Source organism: Bacillus weihaiensis (assembly GCF_001889165.1).
Classification (GTDB): Bacteria; Bacillota; Bacilli; order Bacillales; family Bacillaceae; genus Metabacillus; species Metabacillus weihaiensis.
In genome coordinates this window covers 1,745,009-1,766,781 of sequence record NZ_CP016020.1, presented here as the reverse complement: position 1 = coordinate 1,766,781, position 21,773 = coordinate 1,745,009, and the positions used below count along the sequence as shown (strand labels likewise).

The following is a 21,773-nucleotide window of genomic DNA, read 5'->3' as shown; positions in this document are numbered from 1 at the left end:
CATGTTTCGTTTACAAATCATAACTTTTTATACAAAATGCATAATTTTACCGATTTTTGTCAAAGATATAATGATTATGATTTACAAATTTCACTTACGTTTATTGGAGGTTATGTACATGGATATTAATCGAGTTAAACAAATTTTATCTTCATCTGCAGATATTAAAGTTATGTATAATGGAAGTTCTATTTGGATTGATGAGTTACATGAAGACCAACAAATGGTTACTTGTCATCTAAGAGGACCACTCGAGGAACGAACACAGGTCTTGATTTCAGAGCTAAAAGAAATATAAAGACGATTAAGATAAAGTATTGAGAATATTTACGTGGTACTTTCCTTTTTTCGCTATAAAAAAACCCTCGAATTTTAGGAATTTGTTAACAATTATACATATTGTTAGTAAAAAGGTGTATAATGAATATAGTAGTAAATCTCCTTACTGAAGGATGTGTTTAAATGAGATTTCAACAACAAGTTGAAAAACCACCAGAAGTCAATTTAAAGATATGGGCTTGTGGTTCTGAGAACTGTAATGGTTGGATGCGTGATAACTTTAAATCCGACGAAAATCCAGACTGCCCACTTTGTGGACATAGCATGGTTGAGGAAGAAAAAACCCTACCAGTGCTTGAAAATTTTTCGGCAGTTCATCTTAAAAAGGAATAATTTCATATAAGCATATTTTAAAAACCCATGATCCTTATACGCATGGGTTTTTAGTTTGGCTGTTTACGTAACTTTAATGCGGTTTAATCATAAGACATGCTCTAAATAGAGAAAGATAATCCTCTAGCCTCAATTCCATCAAGATCCCTTTATAAAAGCAGCTGTTAACTTCCTTTCATTTTTAATGAATCTATCTAAACTAGATGATAGCTATACCAATCAATTCTAACATTGAGAATTATATATTGATTACCTCTCCTATCCTAGTTCCTTTCATTCTAAAAGGCTGTTTTCGCATAGATTGTTACTTTCCTAAAACATCACATGATTTATCCCTGGTTACAAGATTTTTCTGTTTATAAAGGAAGAGTATCTCATTTCTTTCTTACTAACCCTGGTAGTAGGTATGAATGATGATTATATTTTTTGAAATGAATACTAAATAGCAACAAAGCTTAAGAAAATACCCATCTAAAAAACGTTTACGTACTATATCAATTGATGTAAAATTAAATTTTCGGTGATGTTTAAGCTTTATATTGATTTATGTCACTTTGTTAATTAAAGTGAAAGCATGAGACTCCTGTCGAAAGTTTGTCAAAAGGAGTTTTTGGGGACAGGTACGCGACGTGGCTCCATGACCGACCTAGGAAGATCTGATTTTCAACAAAATTTGTTACCCTAGAAAAAGAAGCTGGGACATAAGTGTTTTTAGTTAATGAGAAACCCGAACTATCAGGTGATTTTCCAATGAAAATCTCCCATATCGTTCGGTTTTTATTCTTTGACACTACATTTCTTGTTTATGCATTCGATTATTAATCGCTAGTGTAATGGAGCCAAAAGACACTTGACTCCAGCGGGAGGTAGAGGAAAGGATGAGACCCCACAGGCGTAGCCGAGGAGGCTAAAGCTTCCTCCCTAGGAAAAAGCAGTTCATTTGTCCCCGCGGAAAGCAAGTGGATGCAACGGAATGGAACGGACTTGTCTTTCCACCACAACTTATTAATAAGAAACAACGTGTCAAACGATAATCGATCGTCTTTTAAAAAAGTTATTGAGTTTTGACCCAACCTCATTCAACTAGTACGATTAACATGAAAATATATACGATCATTACTAAAATTACCATATACCATTGTCGGATTAAATCAGAGGTGTAAGATGGATTGGATTAAAGAAGAAATTATAGATAAAGTTTCCATTATTAGTGTTGAACCCTATGATCCTGTAGTTGTAAAGAATATACCAAGAGGTTGGGAGTTAATAGGAAGAGGGAATTTTGCCGCAGTTTTCACCCACCCGTCGTTACCTAACAAAGTGGTTAAGATATATGCAGAAAACAAAAAAGGTATAGAAGAGGAAGTGAAGGTGTACAAAAAATTAGGTTATCACAAATCCTTCTCTATGCTTTATACATTTGGATCTCGCTATTTAGTACTAGAGAGACTAGAAGGAGTTACTTTATACCAAGCATTTATTGAAGGAATCTTTATTCCAAAATCTGTTCTAGGCGATGTTGATGATGCTATAAAGTACGCAACTAAACAAGGTCTAAATCCTACTGATATTCATGGAAAAAATGTCATAATGTTAAATGGACATGGTTATATAGTCGATGTTTCTGATTTTTTAAAACCTTATAAATGTCCTAAGTGGAGGCATCTTAAAAGAATTTATACTTTATTATACTTTCCTTTATATAAGTTACATCCATTCTCCATTCCTATTACTTTGATTGAAAGAATAAGAAAAAGCTATCAATTTTATTTAGTTATAAGCGGTTTTCGTAAAAAACAACAAGCATATGAAAGAAATTCAATAAAATGATACTGGTTACTACTTTTCCTTCCCTAATCAAGTACCTTTTTCCTTAATTAGGGAATTTTCAATAAAGTTTAGGTGCTATTCTCCTCTGGCTTTCTTGTTTGTAGCAATAATTGCCTGATGAATAAGTGTCTCAAAATTACCCTCTTTTAAAACCTTCAATCCCTCAGCAGTTGCACCCCCTGGTGTCGTTACTTGTTCTCTTAAATCACTAGCGGTTTTCTCTGTTTTCAGCATCTCAGAAGAACCAATAATCATTTCTGTCACTAATTTCCTGGCAACCTCATGTTGAACTCCTAATTTTTCAGACATGGTGGTTAATGCCTCTGTAAATGCATATAAAAAGGCTGGAGCACTTCCAGTAATTGCCGTTAATTGATGGACTTCCTCTTCTGAACAATAATGTGATTTACCTATTGCATCCAGTAAGTTTTTCATTTGCTGCTTATTTTCTTCTACTACCACCTGACCATATGTGAATAGAGAAATAGAATAGCCAACTTCTGCTGCTGTATTTGGCATAATCCACCCTACAGCTGTACCTTTAGGAAGACGTTCTTCTAAATAGGTTGGTCCAATTCCAGCAGCAATTGTTACGACAAATTGATTGGTTATTAGGGGCTGTAATTCATTCAATATAGAATCATGTTCACTTGGTGGCATCGCCAAAACAATCACTTGTACAGAATCAATCTTCTCTTTCCAATTCTCTGTCGGAACAACTTGATAACTGTCTGCAAGTTCTTTTAATCTTACTGGTCTCGATTTATTTGATACATAAATTTGCTGAAATTTATTTTCCTTTGTCAGACCTGAAATAATAGCCTCTGCCATTCTACCGGCACCGATAAATAAAATAGAAGATTTCATTGAAAAGCTCCTTATGTATTGGATTGATAAAGTTATTTAGCCTTTTATAAATAATGACATATAAAAAGGACGTCTAAAAGACGTCCTTTGCGTATATTGAGGCGATAGACTGCACGCCACATCGTACATTTAACCATAAAGGTATGTCTATCGACTTACACAATTCAGCTCATCGCTTTATTACTATAACATTTTTCTATTTAAAAAGAAAGAGTAAATTACAAACTTACAGGATATCTTCTTACTTACCTCATTAATTGTTAGAACTGGACTGACGTCCGCCCTTCTGACCGATCTCTTGATAAAATTCCTTGTCATGCTCTCTTGCTGTCTTTTCCCCGCCCTTTTGGCCAATCTCTTGATAGAATTCTTTATCGTGCTCTCTTGCTGTTTTTTCTCCACCTTTTTGGCCAATTTCCTGATAGTACTCCTTATCATGCTCTCTTGCTGTTTTTTCTCCACCCTTTTGACCAATCTCTTGGTAAAATTCCTTGTCATGCTCTCTTGCTGTTTTTTCTCCGCCCTTTTGGCCAATCTCTTGATAGAATTCCTTATCATGCTCTCTTGCTGTTTTTTCTCCGCCTTTTCTGCCTGCTTCTTCTCTACTAATTTTGTTATTTTCGCTTGTCATGATTAATTCCTCCTTCAATTTTTTGTTGTACATTGGCTTTTATACCACCTTTCTTGTCATCCAAACACATTTGTCTAAATTTAGGAAAAAATGACTAAAAACGTTATAAAAAGAGATTATATGTTTTAAACTGTCTAATTCGTGTAATAGAATACTATCTTACTTAAAGGAGGAAGCAACAATGAAACCATATGTTGAAGAATTTCAAAATGAAGAAAAACTAGAGCAAGCAATAAACCATCTAAAAAGTAGTGGGGTACAACCTAAAGATGTATATGTTCTAACGCATGATGATGAGAGAACAGAAAGAATTTCCAATAAAGCTGACACTAACATTATTGGTGTTGAAGAAACAGGGGTAGGTAGTGCTGTGGGAAATTTCTTTAGTAAGAAAGGTGACGAATTAAGAAATCAATTAGAAGAAATTGGTTTTTCAAATAACGAAGCCGAATTATATGAAGAAAAACTGGACGAAGGAAAAGTTTTATTAATCGTAACGAACCCACAAGAATATCAACTAACCTAATTATTTAGATTTTTATCTTTCAGTCATATTAGACCAACGGTAGCCAAACTAGTAAGTGTAAGTTTGGCTATCGTTTTTTTATTTTGTACGTTGCTTTAATGTCTAGATCTAGAATCAACGTCGCCTTCTGCTTATCTTATAGCCTGATAGCTAATTTTGCATACTATCAGGTTACATTTAGATCTAGTAGTGTTTTTCGCTGAACTTTTTTTTCAATTCCCTCCTAACCTATCTACAAATTTCAGTCAGTTTATGTATCGCATAAGTAGAATCATAGTATGTAGTTTTCTTAAAAATTTAGAATGATTAAAAAAATTCACCTTAATTAGACCTATTTTCTCTATCTCCTACATAGTAATCATATAGACAAGTTTTCGTGGGAGGAATGAATATGCGATTTATTATCATTAAACGAAAATGGTTACTTATTTGTTTATTTGTCATTTTGGTCGGAAGTTTTTATTTAGTTAACAATCAGTCGTTACCTACTTTTAGTGCGAACAAAGAAGAACCCAATCGTCTTGTCATTAATATGGTTACTGGTGAATTTTCATCCACATTATCTGATGGGAAAAAGATAGAAGCCTACCGGTGGGACCCTGGAACTATTTTAATACCTAAAGACGAGAATGTTACCTTATCAATTTATGGCGTAAATGGTGAAGAACATCCATTCTATATAGAAGGAACCGACATTAAAGGAGTGGTGAAAAAAGGAGAAGAGACAATCATTCCTCTTCATTTTAAAGAGGAAGGCACTTACCGTCTTATTTGTGATACACATACGCACCAAGGACATGCAATTCCTCCAATGGTTGCTTATCTAGTTGTAGACTAAATTAAAAAAAATAAGCCTAAAAAACTAGTTTGAATGTAAAAAGAAAAGGGTATTGAATAAAAGATTACTTAAAAGAAAGGCAATGGTGATTAGTAATGAGGTATGTCATTTACAATAAGGAGCTATATGAACTGTTTTATACATATTCAAGTGGATATGTTGAACTAAAAAAAGTAGATTCATTCATTGATGATGTGATACTAGTTCACCAATCAGACATAGAGGAGAAAATTGAAACAAGTGCATAACACGTTTTTTAGCTTATAAAGAGGCTCTTTCCTTAACCTTTTATATCTATTTAAGCATATACATCAGTTCACGAAGAATACCGATAAGGAATAAAGAAGGGTTTTGGTTTTCGGTTCCTCCTCCAGAGGAACCGAATTTTTTTGAATGGATGCTTCTATCACATTTTACCGTTACCATCAATCAAAGAACAACCTTAAAAAAAGAAGTACTACTCCATACTAAAAACAGCATTCAGCACCCCTCTTTTTTGTTCACTACATTTTATTTCTATTATAGGAATCATACAAATAATTTATAAGATGTTCATCTTTTGATAAGTTGGCGGAATAAGACCGCTTAATAAATCTCTCTGCAAGCTCTCTTGTTTCAAAATGGTCTTCTAACTCTTTGTGATTTTTTTCAATTATCCATTTTCCTGTATCTGAGTGATAAAGAAAGAATTGATCTTTTTCATTATTTTGATAGTGAGTACAATTTGTTTTTTGATTTAATTCATTATGAGTAGCATCTACCCTTAATGGTTTAAGCAGAAACGTTTTCTCCACAAATTGTTTGTATGCTTCCTTTGTTAAGGAACAACCAGCCGCCTTTGCATGACCTCCTCCGCCAAATGTAGCTGCTATTTCTGACACATCAACATCGTCGTGTATCGTCCTAAAACTTACCTTTCTATTCCCCATGTTTAAGATGACAATCGCATCCAAATGAGAATATTCTTTACCTAATTCATTTCCCAGCTCAGAGTGGTAAGCTTCAGCATAAACAACGCCCACACAAGCATCTGTGATATTTACTTGTATAGTCTCTCGTTTCTTTTTTCGAATATAGCGGTCTCGTTTATTTTCTTCCATTTCTAACAATTTCACTTCGAAGTCACTAAATGTGAAACGTTCTTGGTCGTGTATTCTTTTAGATATTGATTCTTCGAATTCCTCTATTGATTGTAAAAATAATAAATCATTTAATTGTTTTGCTTGACTATTATTATTTTTTTCCCATTCCCAAGTATCATATTGACGAACTAATTCAACATATTCATCAAGAATTTTGCTCGATTCTAACGCTTTAGACTTAATAAGATACTCATAAAATAACGAGGTTGCAGATGCTAAACCTCCATTCGGTTCTTCTACTGAGACACTTGCCCAACTATAATTATTTAAATGTAAAGCGGACTTATGATGATCAATTAATATGACTTGACCACCTTTTTTCACATATTCATTTAATCTTTTTGCATTTTCTTGATGAACAGATAAATCTGTTATGTATAATTTCGTTCTATCGAAGTTTCCCTCACTGTGGATTTGTAAAAACTTTTCTACAGCATAGTCTAAACTATTTACTGAGTGGTACTGCACTTCTACATCTTCCTTAAAAGCAGTCTTTGCAAGAATCCCACAGCTTATTCCATCTAAATCGTTATGTGTTAATAGCATGTTATTCAATCACTTCACCTCTACCTCTACTACATTTAAAACGGTCTAACTCGTTTAAAGTATTGTTTACAAAAGTATATTTTATTCACGATTTCATTTGCTACATAAATTGGTTTATGACCCAATGCAGCACAAAGTTTTTTTACGTTCTGTGTTTCGCGGGCTAGAATTTTCCATAAAGAAAACTGACTACTGAACCCTAATTGAAGTACTCATCCAAAAACTATGAATTCTGTCATTTCTTAAGCTATAACAAAAAAAAGAAGGAGTCCCAGATTGTAAAGACTACCTTTTTCTTCTACCTATATTATTCAACGATTCTTTTTCCTAAAATGATTAAGTCTCTTTCAACACCATCCATGTCCGCAATTTTCGGAAGATGAGCCCATTCATTGAATTCATATTTCTTAAATAAAGAGATACTAGGAATATTATGTCCGAACACGAAGGCTAATAAAGTTTTTATTTTAAGATTCGGACACTCATTCATTGCTTTTTCTAGTAAGACCCTTGCATACCCTTTACCGTGGACGTCTGGGTGAATATAAATGCTCACTTCAGCGGTAGCATTATAAGCTGGTCGACCATAAAAGGACTGAAAACTTAACCAACCTACGATTTCACTGTTTTGGCAAAGTACCCATAACGGTCTATGATGCGTATTATGATCTTGAAACCATGGAATTCTACTTTCAACTGTTATTTCCTCTAAATCTGCAGTTGCTAACTGCCCTGGAATTGACGTGTTATATATTTCGACAATCCGATCCAAGTCTTCCATTATAGCATCTCTAATCTCAACATTTTCTCTCATGAATCTTTTCTCCTTTATTTATAACATATATGACAATGTAAAATTCCTTTTTTTAGTATCTCCAGTCCATTAATCTTTGTCGTAAATAATGGTAAACTTTAGCTTACTCCTATGTTCCTTTTGACTCTGGTATAAATATACTTGCAATATGTCTTGCTTTTCTTTCATTACTTGGCTTCTTGTCCATTACTTTCTTCATGATAATGGATAAATCTTCAACAAATTCATTAAATTCATCATCTGACAGGTAGGCAATGGCTTCTCTATAGACTACTCCATCTTTAAATAAATCAATTTCTTCTTGATTCAAATAACTCTCATACTTTGCTAGTAAGTGAGTCATGAAGGTTAGAAACAACTGAAGATGCTCGTCACGGCTAAGCTTGTGAAGATCATCTTGATTTATCACTTGCTGATCAACTAAACTATAAAATTTTTCTACTGTCCCTCTGATTTGATTTTCTTTTACAACTTTAATAATTTCTGCTTCTAGTAGTTTATTTAAGTGTCTATATAACGTAGCTTGAGGTACATCAGGTAATTTTGAAGATAATAGTTGTACATTTAGCTCTTTTTTTCCAATAAGAGATTGCACAATCTTTAATCTAACGGGGTGAAGAACTACTTTCACTTTTGAAATCAAAATGGACCTCCTTTGCTTATATTATCATTATCAATTATAAAAACAATCAAAAATAACAATTACTACTCTGAGTTCCTGTAATTTAGTAAGTTTGCTACCCAATATGTCATTGTATTTGAATAGAAGATCGTCTTTTAGTTCGTTATTAGTTTACTTTTGCGTATTAGAAGATAAGAGGAAATAACCTCGAAGATTAGAAAAAGAATAGAAAAGGGTATTCCTCTTCTATTCCTGAACACTTTCGTCAAATCGGAGTATATTCTATCGGAAGACATTTAAGAAATGGCTTCAAAATATTCCTTATAATAACCGCCAACTTTTCCAGTGTTATCAATTACAAAATAAAATTCTTCTGTTTCGTTTTGAACATCATATTCTTTCCCTTCACTTAATGCACGGTTTACCATATATTTAGCTGCATTAGTATGAACGCATTTCACCTTTTTTACAGGTGTTGTTTTATGCCATGTTTTATGTATCATTTTTATCCACCTTTCTTTTCTATTCATATTTTAACTAAAATCAAATAAAAAGCCAATGAGGAATTAGAAAGCAGCTAGACCATAGCTCGACTTGATAGCAACTTCCCCTTCATTAAAAACTTAACATATAAAAGAATGGGAACACCAATTAACGTAATGATGGCAAGTGATCCAAATACTACCATCGGTTGATTTGCTCCAAAGCTGTCAAGTAATACTCCACCTAGCCAAGGACCAAATACATTTCCGAGCTGGGTAAAGCCCATTGCACCAAAGTATGTACCTTTTATTTCTTCATTTGCTAGTTGATCGATAAGCATATCAGTCATAGCAAACATCAGAATTTCACCAATTGTAAAAATAACCATCATAATGATTAATATTGGAAAAGTAGTAAATAAAGCAAATCCTAACAACCCAACACTTATGACAAGATTTCCTAAAATAATAGAAAGTAACGGAGAATATTTCTTCCCTACCCTCATTAAAGGATATTGTAGAACGATAACAGTGATGGCGTTTAAGGTTAGAAGGTAAGAAAATATTTCTACTCCCTCTTTAAATGCTTCAGAGCTTGAAAAATATTGTGGTAAAGTAGATGAAAACTGAGAATAGCCGGTAATACACAGAATTAATCCAATGATTGAAAAGAGGAATACCTTATCCTTCTTTATAACAATTATAGCATCCATTAGCTGAACTCGTTCTTTCACAATGGATTGAACAGGTAATTTCTTTTTCGATAATAAATAGCTTAGAACCAATCCGTAAACTACATAAATAACACCGGCAAATATAAAAGGTACCGTCGTTCCCGAAGCTCCTACCTTTAATCCGATTAATGGACCAAACGTAACACCTACATTAATTGCCGTATACCGTAAGTTAAAGATCATAAGACGATTCTTTTCATCTGTTAAATCAGAAAGCATAGCTCTTGATGTAGGTTCAAATACAGCTCTGCACAACCCATTTAATGAATTCATCAAGAAAAAACCAAGAATGGAATCAACAAATGAAAAGCCCACAAAAACTAAAGCCCAAATAAAGATTGAAACTAATAAAACAGGTTTTCGACCGAAACGATCAGAAAGGTATCCTCCATAAAAGCTTGCGCCTATTCCCACTAAAGAGCTACTAGCAATAATTGCACCGGCAGTTGCAGGAGTGACATTCTTTACCTGAGTTAAATAGATTGCTAGAAAGGGAAGGCACATTGACGTAGCTAAACGACCGAATAACGTCCCTACAATGATGTTGATTGTAATTGGATTTAACTGTTTACTCTCTTTAAACATTTCATTCCTTCCTTCATGACGTAATAAATTTAGAATATACCTAAAATTCCCTATTGTCACTCTGTTTTTTTGGGAGAGTCATTTTCATCCAAGTTCATGGAATTAATATAACCTTCCACCTTCCTGCTTTTGAACCTTGTCGTCTTTCATTATATATAGTAGGTAGTTGTTCTTACGTAAAGAAAGGACTTTTAAGGTATTCCTGTTTTTTCCACTTTCATAACATGAAGTCCTTCAGCATAATGTTAGTATGAGGTGATATGCGGATGGTTGATAACAATAAGCTACTTATTGAACTTACTCATAGACTAAATTTCTTAAAAGAAAATCAGTTACAGGATGGTAGTTGGCACTTTTGCTTTGAAGGCGGATTTTTAACAGATGCATGTATGATTATAACTATTCGTTCTTTAGCAATTGAAAATGAAGAAGAAATGATTAAAGCATTGACAAAAAGAATCGTTACTAATCAAACACCAAGTGGTGCATGGAGAGCATATTCTGATGAAAGCGATGGAAACTTATCCGCTACAGTTCAAGCTTACTTCGCCCTATTATATTCTGGATATTACACATCAGATAACCGTAACATGCAACTAGCAAAACAATATATTGAGAAAAAAGGCGGCTTATCAAAAACACATTTTATGACGAAATGGTTTCTTGCGGTGAATGGTTTATATCCATGGCCTTCACTTTTCTATATTCCAATGACATTTCTCCTAATTCCACAATCATTTCCACTTAATTTCTATCAACTAAGTACATATGCCAGAATTCACTTCATCTCAATGATGATACCTGCTAATAAAAAATTCTCCATTACTTCCAAATATACTCCTATCAACCCTTTTAAGAGAAATACCCTTAGAGATGCTTCTATCGACCATTGGGACTTAGCTGCTAATTCCAATAATAGAGCTACTCTCACTCATGAAATGAAAAAGCTTGTTCAATGGCCATCTTATTTACACCGCTTAGGTTATTATCGAGCTGAGAAGTGCTTATTAGAGCGTATTGAGGATGATGGAACTTTGTATAGCTATGCCAGTGCAACTATATTCATGATCTATGCACTTCTTTCTCTTGGTTATCATAGAAATACTCCTATTATTAAAAATGCTATAAAAGGACTTAAAAACTTATTAAATGATACTTGTAATGGAACTCATTTAGAAAATTCAACTTCTACTGTTTGGGATACAGCACTTATAAGTTATGCAGTACAGGAAGTAACTGGAGTCATAGCTAACACGACATCCTACGACCACATGATTCATTCTTCCGTTACGTACATTCTTTCAAAACAACATAAAAAGTATGGTGATTGGTCTATACATAACCCTTCCACTAAACCCGGAGGCTTTGGATTTTCTGATAACAATTCACTTAATCCTGATAATGATGATACGTCAGCAGCTTTAAGAGCTCTGACTAAACATGCAATGACAAATAGAAAATCTCAAGAAGCTTGGTACCGAGGTGTTACCTATTTATTATCCATGCAAAATCAAGATGGTGGATGGGCTGCTTTTGAAAAGAACACTGACTTAAAGCTATTGGCCTTACTTCCATTAGAAAACGCAATCGACGCTGCTATTGATCCTTCAACGCCTGATTTAACTGGAATAACATTAGAGTTCCTAGGTAACTTCGCAGGATTAACATCCCAACATCCTCAAATTCAAGCAGCTGTAAACTGGTTAATTGCAAACCAAGAGAAAAATTGGCTCCTGGTACGGTAGATGGGGTGTGTGCTATATATATGGAACATGGGCAGCAATAACTGGATTAATCGCAGTTGGTGTACCAGCAACTTCTCCCGTTATCCAAAAAGCTACAAAATGGTTACAGCAAATTCAATTAGAAAACGGTGGATGGGGAGAATCCTGTAAAAGTTGTGAAAGGAAAGAGTATACGCCACTAACATTCAGTACACCTTCACAAACAGCGTGGGCACTTGACGCATTAATACAAGCCAACTTAAATGATACTCCCTCTGTTAAAAAGGGAATTACACACTTATTAAATAAAAACTTTAAGCAACACGCATTACATTACCCAACTGGAATTGGTTTACCGGGACAATTCTATATTACTTATCATAGTTACAATCACATCTACCCGTTACTCACGTTTTCCCATTATTTAAAAAAATTATATCAATAACAATAATCCTACTGCATATAGTTACTAATGATTTTATTTTAGGAGGGATTAAGGTGACAGTAGATTTTCAAAAACAAATCTTAAATTGGTGTGAGGAAATTCTTGATAGTTACGAACTCTCTTTAGAGACACTCCTACATAATCACGATTTAAGAGACCTAAATGAGTGGAAACATGAGGTAATAAATCTTAAAGAAGCTATTCTTCAAGAAAAAGAGATTGATAATAAGGTGCTCTCACAACGTGCAAGTGAATTATATCATCGCTTAGAATCCTATTTTCAGAATAAATCTATAGAAGACAACACTTCCCTTATGTCACAACGCTCAACTACTGTTCCGATTGGTAAACACACACTACCCCCTCTTCCATATGAGTATGATGCATTAGAACCTTATATTGATCGAGAAATAATGAGACTTCATCATGATAAACATCATCAAAGTTATGTAGACGGTCTGAATAAGGCCGAAATAGAAATGCAAAAAGCTAGAGATCATAATCAATACGACCTTATCAAACACTGGGAACGAGAAGCAGCCTTTCATGGAGCTGGGCATTACTTACACACCATTTTCTGGAGTATTATGAGTCCTACTAGTGAAAAGAGTCCAAAAGGAATCGTATTGAGGGAAATTATCGATACATTTGGTAGTTTTGAAAAATTCAAGACCCATTTTTCAGCAGCTGCACATAATGTTGAAGCGGTGGGTTGGACAATTTTAGTATGGTCTCCTCGTTCAAGAAGACTAGAAATACTCCAAGCAGAAAAGCATCAAAACCTAAGTCAGTGGGATGTTGTTCCACTATTAGTTTTAGACGTATGGGAACATGCTTATTACTTACAATATAAAAATGAAAGGAAGAAATATATCGATAATTGGTGGAATATTGTGAACTGGAAAGAGGTTGAAAGAAGGTTTCAAGAAGCACAACAATTAAAATGGCAACCATTCTAATAAATTTTTCTAGCTCAGAAAACTCATTCTTCAAAGGCAGAAAAGGCGTTCAAACTCAAATATTTGAACGCCTTTTCTTAATTTTTAAACAATCCTAATGCATCCAAGAAGACAAAGATAATTACTATTGGAGCTATATATTTTAATAGGAAATACCAAGAGATAAAGATTTTATTACTAAGTTTTGAACCTAATGCTAATTCCTCAAACAGCTTTTCTTTGCTGAGTTTCATTGGAACAAAAATAGAAATGAGAAGTGCCCCAAGTGGCATTAATATATTACTAACTAAGAAATCTGCCGCATCAAAAATGGTCTCCCCAAATATTTGTACGGAATCTAGGACACCAAATGAAAGGGCTGATGGAACTCCAACTATAAAAATACTTAATCCGATTATCCAAGAAAACCTTCTTCTTCTTATCACATCACCTTTAGCTAACGGTGCTATAATAATCTCAAGCATGGAAAAAGCAGAGGTCAATGTTGCAAATAAGAATAGTAGTAGGAAAGCCATTAAAAAGACTATTCCCATAGGCATTTGATTGAAAACAGTTGGTAGTACATTAAAAAGAAGGACAGGCCCTGCGTCTGGCGCTAAACCAAAAGAAAATACAGCAGGAAAGATGGCTAACCCCGCTAATAAAGCTACAAATAAATTTAACGATACAATTGAAATTGCCGATTGGGGAAGATTTTCATTTTTTGATAAGTAAGAGCTATAGGTAACCATTACTGAAACACCAACACTTAAAGCAAAAAATGACTGTCCCATTGCATAGAGAATAGTCTCTGATGTGACCTTAGCAAAATCAGGCTTGAGGAAAAAGATGACACCTTCCATCGATCCTTCAAGTGATATAGATCGAATAATTAAAAGAATAAAAAGGATAAATAATGCTGGCATCATGATTCTACTTGCTCTTTCAATCCCTTTTGATACTCCTTTTGAAACAACATAAATAGTTATTAATAAAAATAATAGCTGTGACCCAATTACTAGAGGTGCATTTGATATACTTGAACCAAATAATTCTCCATATTGTTGTTCATTTAAACCACTTAATTCACCAGTTACCCCTTTATAAATATAAATAAGAATCCATCCGCCTACTACACTATAAAAGGAAAGCAAAATAAAGCAAGTTACAATACCTAATCTTCCTATAAGGTGCCAGGAAGAATTGGGAGCAATCTGTTTGTATGATTGAATAGCATCTTTTTGAGTACTCCTGCCTATTATAAATTCGCCTAAAAGGAGAGGTAACCCCACAAGAACTGTAAACAAAATAAAAATGAGGAAAAATACACCTCCACCGCTTGTTCCCGCCACATATGGAAACTTCCAGATAGCTCCTAATCCAATTGCAGAACCTGCTGCAGCAAGAATAAAGGCTAATTTTGAAGACCATTGATCAGCTTTATTACTCACAAAACCACCTCTAATACTTATTTAATAGAATGCTAAGAAATGATTTTGAATCAACCCATTTAACATCCATTCCATATAAGTTTTTATTGTAACAAATTAAGATGAAATTTTAAATTGGAATTTTAAAAAAAGTTTGTATATTGAAATGATCAGGTCTACAAAAAAGGGGATTCTAAAATCGCGTCGCGTCAATGTTAGCAAAACATGGAATAGCTCCTATATATTTGCCTAAAATAGTAAAAGGGTGATAACAATTGTTATCACCCTTTTACATTCCACATTTTTTCATTCTCTTTTTGAAATGATTAACCCTCTAAAAGCAGTGATTCAGGATCTTCTAACAAGGCTTTTACCGTTGCTAAGAAGCTAACTGCTTCTTTCCCATCAACAATTCTATGATCATAAGATAATGCAATATACATCATCGGTCTATTTTCCATTCTTTCTTCATCAATAGCAACTGGACGAAGTTGAATTTTATGCATTCCTAAAATACCAACTTGAGGACCATTTAAGATTGGTGTTGAAAGTAATGATCCAAATACACCACCATTAGTAATGGTAAATGTACCTCCCTGAAGGTCACTTAAACTTAATTTATTATCTCTTGCTTTTGTCGCAAGGTTCATAATTTCGCCTTCAATTCCTGCGAAATTTAAACGGTCTGCATCACGAACTACAGGTACGACTAATCCTTCAGGAGCGGACACTGCAATTCCAATATCATAGAATTTTTTCATAAGGATTTCGTTTCCTTGTATTTCCGCGTTCAATAGTGGATACTGTTTTAATGCAGCTACTACAGCTTTCGTAAAGAAAGACATAAATCCTAAACGAACATCATGCTGATCATAGAATTTATCTTTACGACGCTTTCTTACTTCCATAACAGCCGTCATATCTACTTCATTGAAGGTTGTTAGCATTGCTGCAGTTTGTTGAACCTCAACTAAGCGATTAGCAATAGTTTGTCTACGTCTTGACATCTTCACTCGTTCTACTGGCTTATTTGGATCTTCCTGTACTTGAGGTACAGATTTTGGTGGTGCTGATGGTTGTGATGATTTCGATGCTGAAGGCTGAGACGCTTGTTCATCATTATGTGCTTCAACATCTTGCTTACGAACTCGACCTAGTGGGTCAACTGTTTGAACCTTTTCTAAATCAATTCCTCGCTCACGTGCTAGTTTTCTTGCTGCAGGAGAAGCAATTGTTCTTTGTTTTTTCTCTTCTTGAGTTGCTGCTTCTTCTTTTGCTTCAGGCTTACTTTCTTCAGCCTTTTCTTCTTCTGTTACCGTAGACTCTGAGTTTGAAGTCTGGCCACTTTCGTCAATTACCCCAATTGTTTCTCCAACTTGCACTGTATCACCAGACTCTTTATAAAGCTCCTTTAAAACACCTGAAAATTCAGCTGTTAATTCAACATTTACCTTATCAGTTTCAACTTCTAGGAGATATTCACCTTTTTCGACTTTGTCACCTGGGTTCTTAAGCCATTGTGCAATTGTTCCTTCAGTAATAGATTCTGCTAGTTCTGGTACTTTAATTTCAGCCATGTTGGTTTCCCCCTTGAGCACTTGGATTATTACATGTATTCTATATGTTTATTACATAGTCCAAACAATATGAATAACCCAAGTCCCGTTTTTTCAATGTAATTTTAATTGGTCAAAAGTGATTACTTTTCGTTATTCCACGTTAAAGCTTCTGTTAAGATTCGTTCTTGATCTTTTTTGTGGATATTTGGATCTCCCTCAGCAGGACTTTGTCTTCTTCTTCTTCCAATATAGGTTACTGGAACACCCTCAGGAGTAATTTCTCTTAGTTTAGAATCAATAAATGTCCATGCCCCCATATTTTGAGGCTCCTCTTGTACCCAAACAATCTCTTCTAATGAAGTTAACTTAGAAAGGATAGAAGAAATGATTTTTTTCGGGAATGGATAAAGCTCTTCTACTCTTAAGACATGAACCCAATCAAGGTCTTCATTCATTGAACTAATTTTATCCGCTAAATCAATAGATACCTTACCACTGCATAATACTAATCGTTTTACTTTTTCAGGAGAGTTACCTAGTCCTGGCTGTTCAACTATAGGCTTGAATTCTCCTTCAGTTAACTCATTAATAGTTGAAACTGTAAGTGGATTTCTTAGTAAACTCTTCGGTGTCATAATAACTAAAGGTCTTACTTCTTCTCGTTTTAGTAAGTCCGCCTGACGTCTTAATATATGGAAGTATTGTGACGCACTTGTTAAGTTCGCTACTTGCCAACTATCTTCTGCGGCTAATTGTAGAAATCTCTCAAGTCTTCCACTTGAATGTTCAGGACCTTGACCTTCAAAGCCATGCGGTAAAAGCATAACTAATCCAGATTTTTGACCCCATTTTGCTCGACCTGCTGCGATGAATTGATCGAAGAATACTTGAGCAGCATTTGCAAAGTCACCGTATTGCGCTTCCCATAAAACTAATGTTTCAGGTGCAAAAACATTGTATCCATATTCAAATCCAATGACTGATCCTTCAGACAGTGGACTATTATGAACTGCAAATGAGGCTTTAGCATCTTTTAAACGATGTAAAGGTGAATAAGTATTTCCATTTTCAACATCGTGAAGAACAATGTGTCTTTGTGCGAATGTACCGCGCTGAGAATCTTGTCCCGTTATTCTAATTGGCGTACCATCTTCTAAGATGGAAGCAAATGCTAAAGCTTCTCCTAATGCCCACTCTACTTTCCCTTCTTCTGACAATGCTTTTGCACGTCTTTCAAGGATTCTCTGAAGTTTTGAAAATACAGAGAAGTTTTCTGGCCAGGTGACTAACTCATTGTTTAATTCTAAGATTCTATCTTTTGGAATAGCTGTTTTTAATTCAGGTAAGCCATTATTAACAAATTTCGGTAACTTTATTTCGTGAGAGACACTATCTTTTTTCTTAGGTACTTTCTGATAAGCCGTTTCAAATGCAGTCTGTACTTCATTATTAATATTTTCAATTTCTTCTGACTTAATAACGCCTTCATTTTCTAATTGCTTACCGTATAATTGACGAACTGTTGGATGTTTTCTTATTTTCTCGTAAAGTTTTGGTTGAGTCATAGCAGGTTCATCCATTTCATTATGACCAAAACGTCGATAACCGATTAAATCAATAAGAAAATCGCTTTTGAACTTTTTACGATATTCCATCGCAATGTATACTGCTGCGATACAAGCTTCTGGATCATCTGCGTTCACATGGATGATTGGAATTTCATACCCTTTAGCTAAATCGCTCGCATACTTAGTCGACCTTGAATCTCTACTTTCAGTTGTAAATCCGATCATATTATTCGCAATAATATGAATCGTACCTCCAGTTTGATATCCTGTTAGTTTATTTAAATTTAATGTTTCTGCAACAATTCCTTCACCTGGGAATGCGGCATCACCATGTATTAAGATCGCCATTGCTTCATTGACATTTAGCTTAGGATATCCCTTTTCTGTTCGAACTTCCTGTGCAGCACGTGTATAGCCTTCAACAATCGGATCAATAAATTCTAAATGACTAGGATTATTAGCTAAAGTAACCTTAGCTTGGACTTTACTTTCTTCTGTGATCTGCTTGTTTGCACCTAAATGATATTTTACGTCACCACTCCACCCATAATTAATTCCTATGGATCCCTCAGAAGGAACTAACTCTTTGTTAGGTGCATGTTGGAATTCAGAAAAGATAATTTCATATGGCTTGCCTAAAACATGAGCTAAAACATTTAATCTCCCACGGTGAGCCATTCCGATATTAATCGTATTAGAACCTGCATCTACCGCTTTTGAAATCAATTCATCTAGGATAGGAACAAGCATATCTAATCCTTCAATCGAAAATCGCTTTTGTCCTACAAATGTTTTATGAAGATATTGCTCAAAGCCTTCTACTTCTGTTAATCTTTTTAACATCGCTTTTCTTTTTTCATTTGTTACCGGTCTAAATATATCTCCGGATTCTACCATTTTAACTAGCCATGTTTTTTCTTCATAATTATGTACATGACTAAATTCAAATGCTATTGAACTTTTATACACTTCTTTTAAATATTGATACGCCTCTAAGCCGTTTGTTACATACGCTGGAGCATCTTCACATAAAAGATGAGCAGGGATATGTTTTAAGTCTTCTTCTGTTAAATCATATTCTTCTAATCGTAGGAACTCATTCTTTTCTACTGTACTTTCAAACGGGTAAATGGAAGAATTCAAGTGACCATATCTTCTAATGTTAGTCACAAGCTTAACAGCTTCCGCTACCTTCTTCATAGAAACAGCATTCATTGTTTCATTATCAGTTGTACCAATTTGTTGATTGGATATTATAGAAGGAGAACCCCATTGGTCGAACATTTCTTTCAGTTCTATGTCAACAGAATCAGGATTTGACTTATATAAATCAAATTGTTCCATAACATAGCCGAGGTTTGGTCCATGAAAATTTTCCCAAGGATAATTTCGTTTATTTGTTCCTTCTGACATCTAACATTACCCCCAACTATTCTTAAGTGATCAGTAAAACACATTCTGATACTAGGAAGGATAAATATTATCCTACAATATTTAATGTATTTCTGAATGAAGTAGTATGATAATTAAAACGCTTCCAATGCTATTTTAACATTGGTCCCATCACATTCCAATACAGTTAATTGAAAAATTAAAAAAAAATTTAATTTTTCCTCTCTGTAAGCAGTAGGTTGCAAATTGTAAGAATAATTAGAATGACCTTCACTACTTTATTCTCTTATTTACTAATATCATACTACAATTTCTTTGGTAAAAAAGAACAATTTTTATTTTTTAACGTAAATTTAATTTAATTCAAATTTTAATACTAGAGCTCTTTTTATTAAGCTCTGTTATTACCCTTCGTATCGACCTAATATGTATGAGTAGCTGAATTACTAGAAATCCTAAAAAAGAGGCTCACAACTATTTTTGTTAGCCTCTCCTAAACTTAAATTGTTTTAAGTAATAATCTTTTTAGTAATGGAAATAGCTGTTCTGGAAGTTCTTCAATTTTGTCAACAAACACACTATACTTACCGTATATATTTTGGATCGTGTTCTTTGTTGCTTCTTCAATCTCACTTGTAGAAAGAAAAACATTTATAACTTCTATTCCCAATTTCCTTGCTTCTAAAACTGCTTCATGTGTATCAATTATTCCATTTCTTTCATATCCTGTTGCAGCAGGTTCTCCATCTGAAAAAACTAAAAGAAATTTTTGCTTTTCAGTACGGTTCATTAGTTGCTTTGTCATATGTCTAATAGCATATCCATCACGGTTATCCTCTTCCGGTGAAAGTTGCATAATTTCTGGTCCCGAACTTGTTTGTAAAGAGCTTTTATAGGAAACGACTGTATGAAAATAATTAGGCTGCCTAGTTTTCGTGACATCATTTGTATCTTCCCAAAACCCAACAATTTGATGTGGTACTCTAACTGATTTAAGGGTTTCATGGAAGAGCGTAATCCCTAATTTAGTTTGTTCCATCTTATCAAACATAGACGCAGAACAATCAACTAATAATGAGAATACAGCATCCATTTCCTTTGATTTCTCTTGTTTCTTATAGAATAATTTAGGATTATTATCCGTTAATAATCTGAGTAATTTCTTATTTAGTCGACCAATATGAAGGTCTGATCTAGGCATCGTTCTTTTATGCTCTAATGTTTTCTGAATCATTAGTTTTAGCTTATTTTGGTAGAGTGAAATTTGTTTTTTCATCAATTTATACTCTTCAACATCGAATGCTTTAGGGGTTTCCGCTTCTTTAAATATGGGTATGGCATACTTATTCTCTTTCCCATATACATTTTCACCTGAAGCAGATCGCTCTTCACTTTTATTTTCTAATGCTTCAAGCTTTGAATAATCATTTTTTTCTGCTTTTTTTGAAGTTCCTTGAACTATAGCAAGTGCTTGATCAGTATCTTCACCTTCTCGAACAGTTCCTTCTCCAATAAGTGACGTGTTCGTTCCCTGTTCTAAATCAAATTGTAAGAAACTCTGTGTTGGTTTACTTGTCTCACGATGATAGGTCGGGAGCTTGTCTTCATGAACATCTTCTTCTCCAGTTTTTGCATCCTTTAACTCATCACTATTTTTCAACTTAGATTTTCTTTTCATTTCATCAAAGAGGCTATCCCCCTTAAACTCTCCATATGAAAGTTCAGGAAGATAGAAATAGGTATTTAACATATCTTTTTCTAAAATTTCTTCTAACACTTCTAACAAGTCTAATACAATGTTTATGATATCTTTTGTTGAAGTCGCGTCGTATATGGAAAAAAGTTTCGTTTCAATAAACGGGAGTGCTCTTTCTAAATTTTCATGTAAAACAGGTAAGTCTTCAGTTAAGGAGTCAGCAGTAATTTTCAAATAAAGATAATTAAAGAGTGCATCTGTTAGCAAGCTTCTTTCTTGATGGATAACTAATTGACTCTTAAAATGCTTTCGATAAAGTTGCCTTCTTACCCCAAATGCCTTTTTAGTACCAGGTCTTTGCTCTTTACAAAGATCCTCTAAGCGGATATCTTCAAAAAGCATACATAGCTGTTTTGCTAAACCTTTTAACTTGTATTCTTGTATTTTCTTAAGAAAAACGTCTATTTCCCTATAATCTGTATAGAAAAAGTTGCCTAAACTCCTTAAATAAATATCACTCTTCAGTGCATCGCTTGTCTCATTTTTTTCACGATGATCCCAGAAATGACTCATAAAAATTTTACGTTCTATTGGATCTAAATAGGAAAGAACACTGTAATCAACCTCAATATCAGCATCTTTTGTCAAACCCTTTGCTAAATCTGATAACTCCATAAATAGAAAGGAGTCTACCTGCTGATCATTAAATTTAATAAATCTCAAAGTAACACC

At 34.1% G+C, this 21,773-nt stretch carries 18 protein-coding genes and 1 pseudogene; 8 read left to right on the top strand and 11 right to left on the bottom strand.

Annotated elements, in window-relative coordinates:
- Nucleotides 1-118: 118 nt before the first annotated feature.
- The 3 genes from A9C19_RS08550 (at nt 119) to A9C19_RS08540 (ending at nt 2,502) form a co-directional block, all read left to right on the top strand.
- A complete protein-coding gene (locus A9C19_RS08550; protein ID WP_072579552.1) occupies nt 119-298 on the top strand; it encodes an H-type small acid-soluble spore protein in 180 nt (59 codons plus the stop codon).
- A gap of 164 nt (nt 299-462) precedes the next feature.
- Entirely contained in the window at nt 463-672 is a 210-nt protein-coding gene (locus A9C19_RS08545; RefSeq protein ID WP_072579551.1) for a cold-inducible protein YdjO-related protein, read from the top strand.
- 1,164 nt (nt 673-1,836) lie between these two features.
- Nucleotides 1,837-2,502, top strand: coding sequence for a protein kinase family protein (locus A9C19_RS08540; protein ID WP_072579550.1), 666 nt, complete (start codon nt 1,837-1,839; stop codon nt 2,500-2,502).
- 75 nt (nt 2,503-2,577) lie between these two features.
- Here the strand turns inward: A9C19_RS08540 and proC are convergent, their stop codons facing one another.
- Together proC and A9C19_RS08530 are read right to left on the bottom strand one after the other, a co-directional pair.
- Entirely contained in the window at nt 2,578-3,369 is a 792-nt protein-coding gene (proC, locus tag A9C19_RS08535) for a pyrroline-5-carboxylate reductase (RefSeq protein WP_072579549.1), read from the bottom strand.
- A 253-nt stretch (nt 3,370-3,622) separates the two neighbouring features.
- On the bottom strand, nt 3,623-4,000 hold the full coding sequence (locus A9C19_RS08530) for a KGG domain-containing protein (RefSeq protein WP_072579548.1): 378 nt from the start codon (nt 3,998-4,000) through the stop codon (nt 3,623-3,625).
- Between the two features lie 181 nt (nt 4,001-4,181).
- Between A9C19_RS08530 and A9C19_RS08525 the strand changes: the two genes are divergently transcribed.
- From A9C19_RS08525 to A9C19_RS21720, 3 genes are all read left to right on the top strand, one after another.
- Complete coding sequence (locus A9C19_RS08525; RefSeq protein WP_072579547.1) at nt 4,182-4,526, top strand: YflT domain-containing protein; 345 nt, start codon at nt 4,182-4,184, stop codon at nt 4,524-4,526.
- A gap of 391 nt (nt 4,527-4,917) precedes the next feature.
- Nucleotides 4,918-5,364: a cupredoxin domain-containing protein gene (locus A9C19_RS08520; protein WP_072579546.1), complete on the top strand. Its 447-nt coding sequence runs from the start codon at nt 4,918-4,920 to the stop codon at nt 5,362-5,364.
- Nucleotides 5,365-5,459: 95 nt separating this feature from the next.
- Nucleotides 5,460-5,612, top strand: a complete 153-nt coding sequence (locus A9C19_RS21720; RefSeq protein ID WP_158515071.1) for a hypothetical protein — start codon at nt 5,460-5,462, stop codon at nt 5,610-5,612.
- 255 nt (nt 5,613-5,867) lie between these two features.
- Here the strand turns inward: A9C19_RS21720 and A9C19_RS08515 are convergent, their stop codons facing one another.
- The 5 genes from A9C19_RS08515 to A9C19_RS08495 all read right to left on the bottom strand — a co-directional run bounded on the left by A9C19_RS08515 (nt 5,868) and on the right by A9C19_RS08495 (nt 10,289).
- On the bottom strand, nt 5,868-7,052 hold the full coding sequence (locus tag A9C19_RS08515) for a DHH family phosphoesterase (RefSeq protein ID WP_072581808.1): 1,185 nt from the start codon (nt 7,050-7,052) through the stop codon (nt 5,868-5,870).
- A 307-nt stretch (nt 7,053-7,359) separates the two neighbouring features.
- Complete coding sequence (locus A9C19_RS08510) at nt 7,360-7,866, bottom strand: GNAT family N-acetyltransferase (protein WP_072579545.1); 507 nt, start codon at nt 7,864-7,866, stop codon at nt 7,360-7,362.
- 109 nt (nt 7,867-7,975) lie between these two features.
- Entirely contained in the window at nt 7,976-8,509 is a 534-nt protein-coding gene (locus tag A9C19_RS08505; RefSeq protein WP_072579544.1) for a helix-turn-helix domain-containing protein, read from the bottom strand.
- 275 nt (nt 8,510-8,784) lie between these two features.
- The gene (locus tag A9C19_RS08500; RefSeq protein ID WP_072579543.1) at nt 8,785-8,991 is read right to left on the bottom strand and encodes a DUF6501 family protein; all 207 of its coding nucleotides are present in this window, start codon (nt 8,989-8,991) and stop codon (nt 8,785-8,787) included.
- 74 nt (nt 8,992-9,065) lie between these two features.
- A complete protein-coding gene (locus A9C19_RS08495) occupies nt 9,066-10,289 on the bottom strand; it encodes an MDR family MFS transporter (RefSeq protein ID WP_072579542.1) in 1,224 nt (407 codons plus the stop codon).
- 266 nt (nt 10,290-10,555) lie between these two features.
- Here A9C19_RS08495 and A9C19_RS08490 point away from each other — a divergent pair.
- A pseudogene (locus A9C19_RS08490) lies at nt 10,556-12,458 on the top strand (terpene cyclase/mutase family protein).
- 47 nt (nt 12,459-12,505) lie between these two features.
- Nucleotides 12,506-13,417 (top strand): superoxide dismutase, encoded by a 912-nt coding sequence (locus A9C19_RS08485; protein WP_072579541.1) that lies wholly within the window; start codon nt 12,506-12,508, stop codon nt 13,415-13,417.
- A 77-nt stretch (nt 13,418-13,494) separates the two neighbouring features.
- Here A9C19_RS08485 and A9C19_RS08480 read toward each other — a convergent pair whose 3' ends face one another.
- The 4 genes from A9C19_RS08480 to A9C19_RS08465 form a co-directional block, all read right to left on the bottom strand.
- Nucleotides 13,495-14,847 (bottom strand): sodium-dependent transporter, encoded by a 1,353-nt coding sequence (locus A9C19_RS08480; protein WP_072579540.1) that lies wholly within the window; start codon nt 14,845-14,847, stop codon nt 13,495-13,497.
- Between the two features lie 305 nt (nt 14,848-15,152).
- Nucleotides 15,153-16,403 carry a 2-oxoglutarate dehydrogenase complex dihydrolipoyllysine-residue succinyltransferase gene (gene odhB, locus A9C19_RS08475; RefSeq protein WP_072579539.1) on the bottom strand — a complete coding sequence of 417 codons (1,251 nt, stop codon included), beginning with the start codon at nt 16,401-16,403 and terminating at the stop codon, nt 15,153-15,155.
- 122 nt (nt 16,404-16,525) lie between these two features.
- Complete coding sequence (gene sucA / locus A9C19_RS08470; protein WP_072579538.1) at nt 16,526-19,366, bottom strand: 2-oxoglutarate dehydrogenase E1 component; 2,841 nt, start codon at nt 19,364-19,366, stop codon at nt 16,526-16,528.
- Between the two features lie 478 nt (nt 19,367-19,844).
- Nucleotides 19,845-21,764 carry a vWA domain-containing protein gene (locus A9C19_RS08465; protein WP_072579537.1) on the bottom strand — a complete coding sequence of 640 codons (1,920 nt, stop codon included), beginning with the start codon at nt 21,762-21,764 and terminating at the stop codon, nt 19,845-19,847.
- Nucleotides 21,765-21,773: the final 9 nt, after the last annotated feature.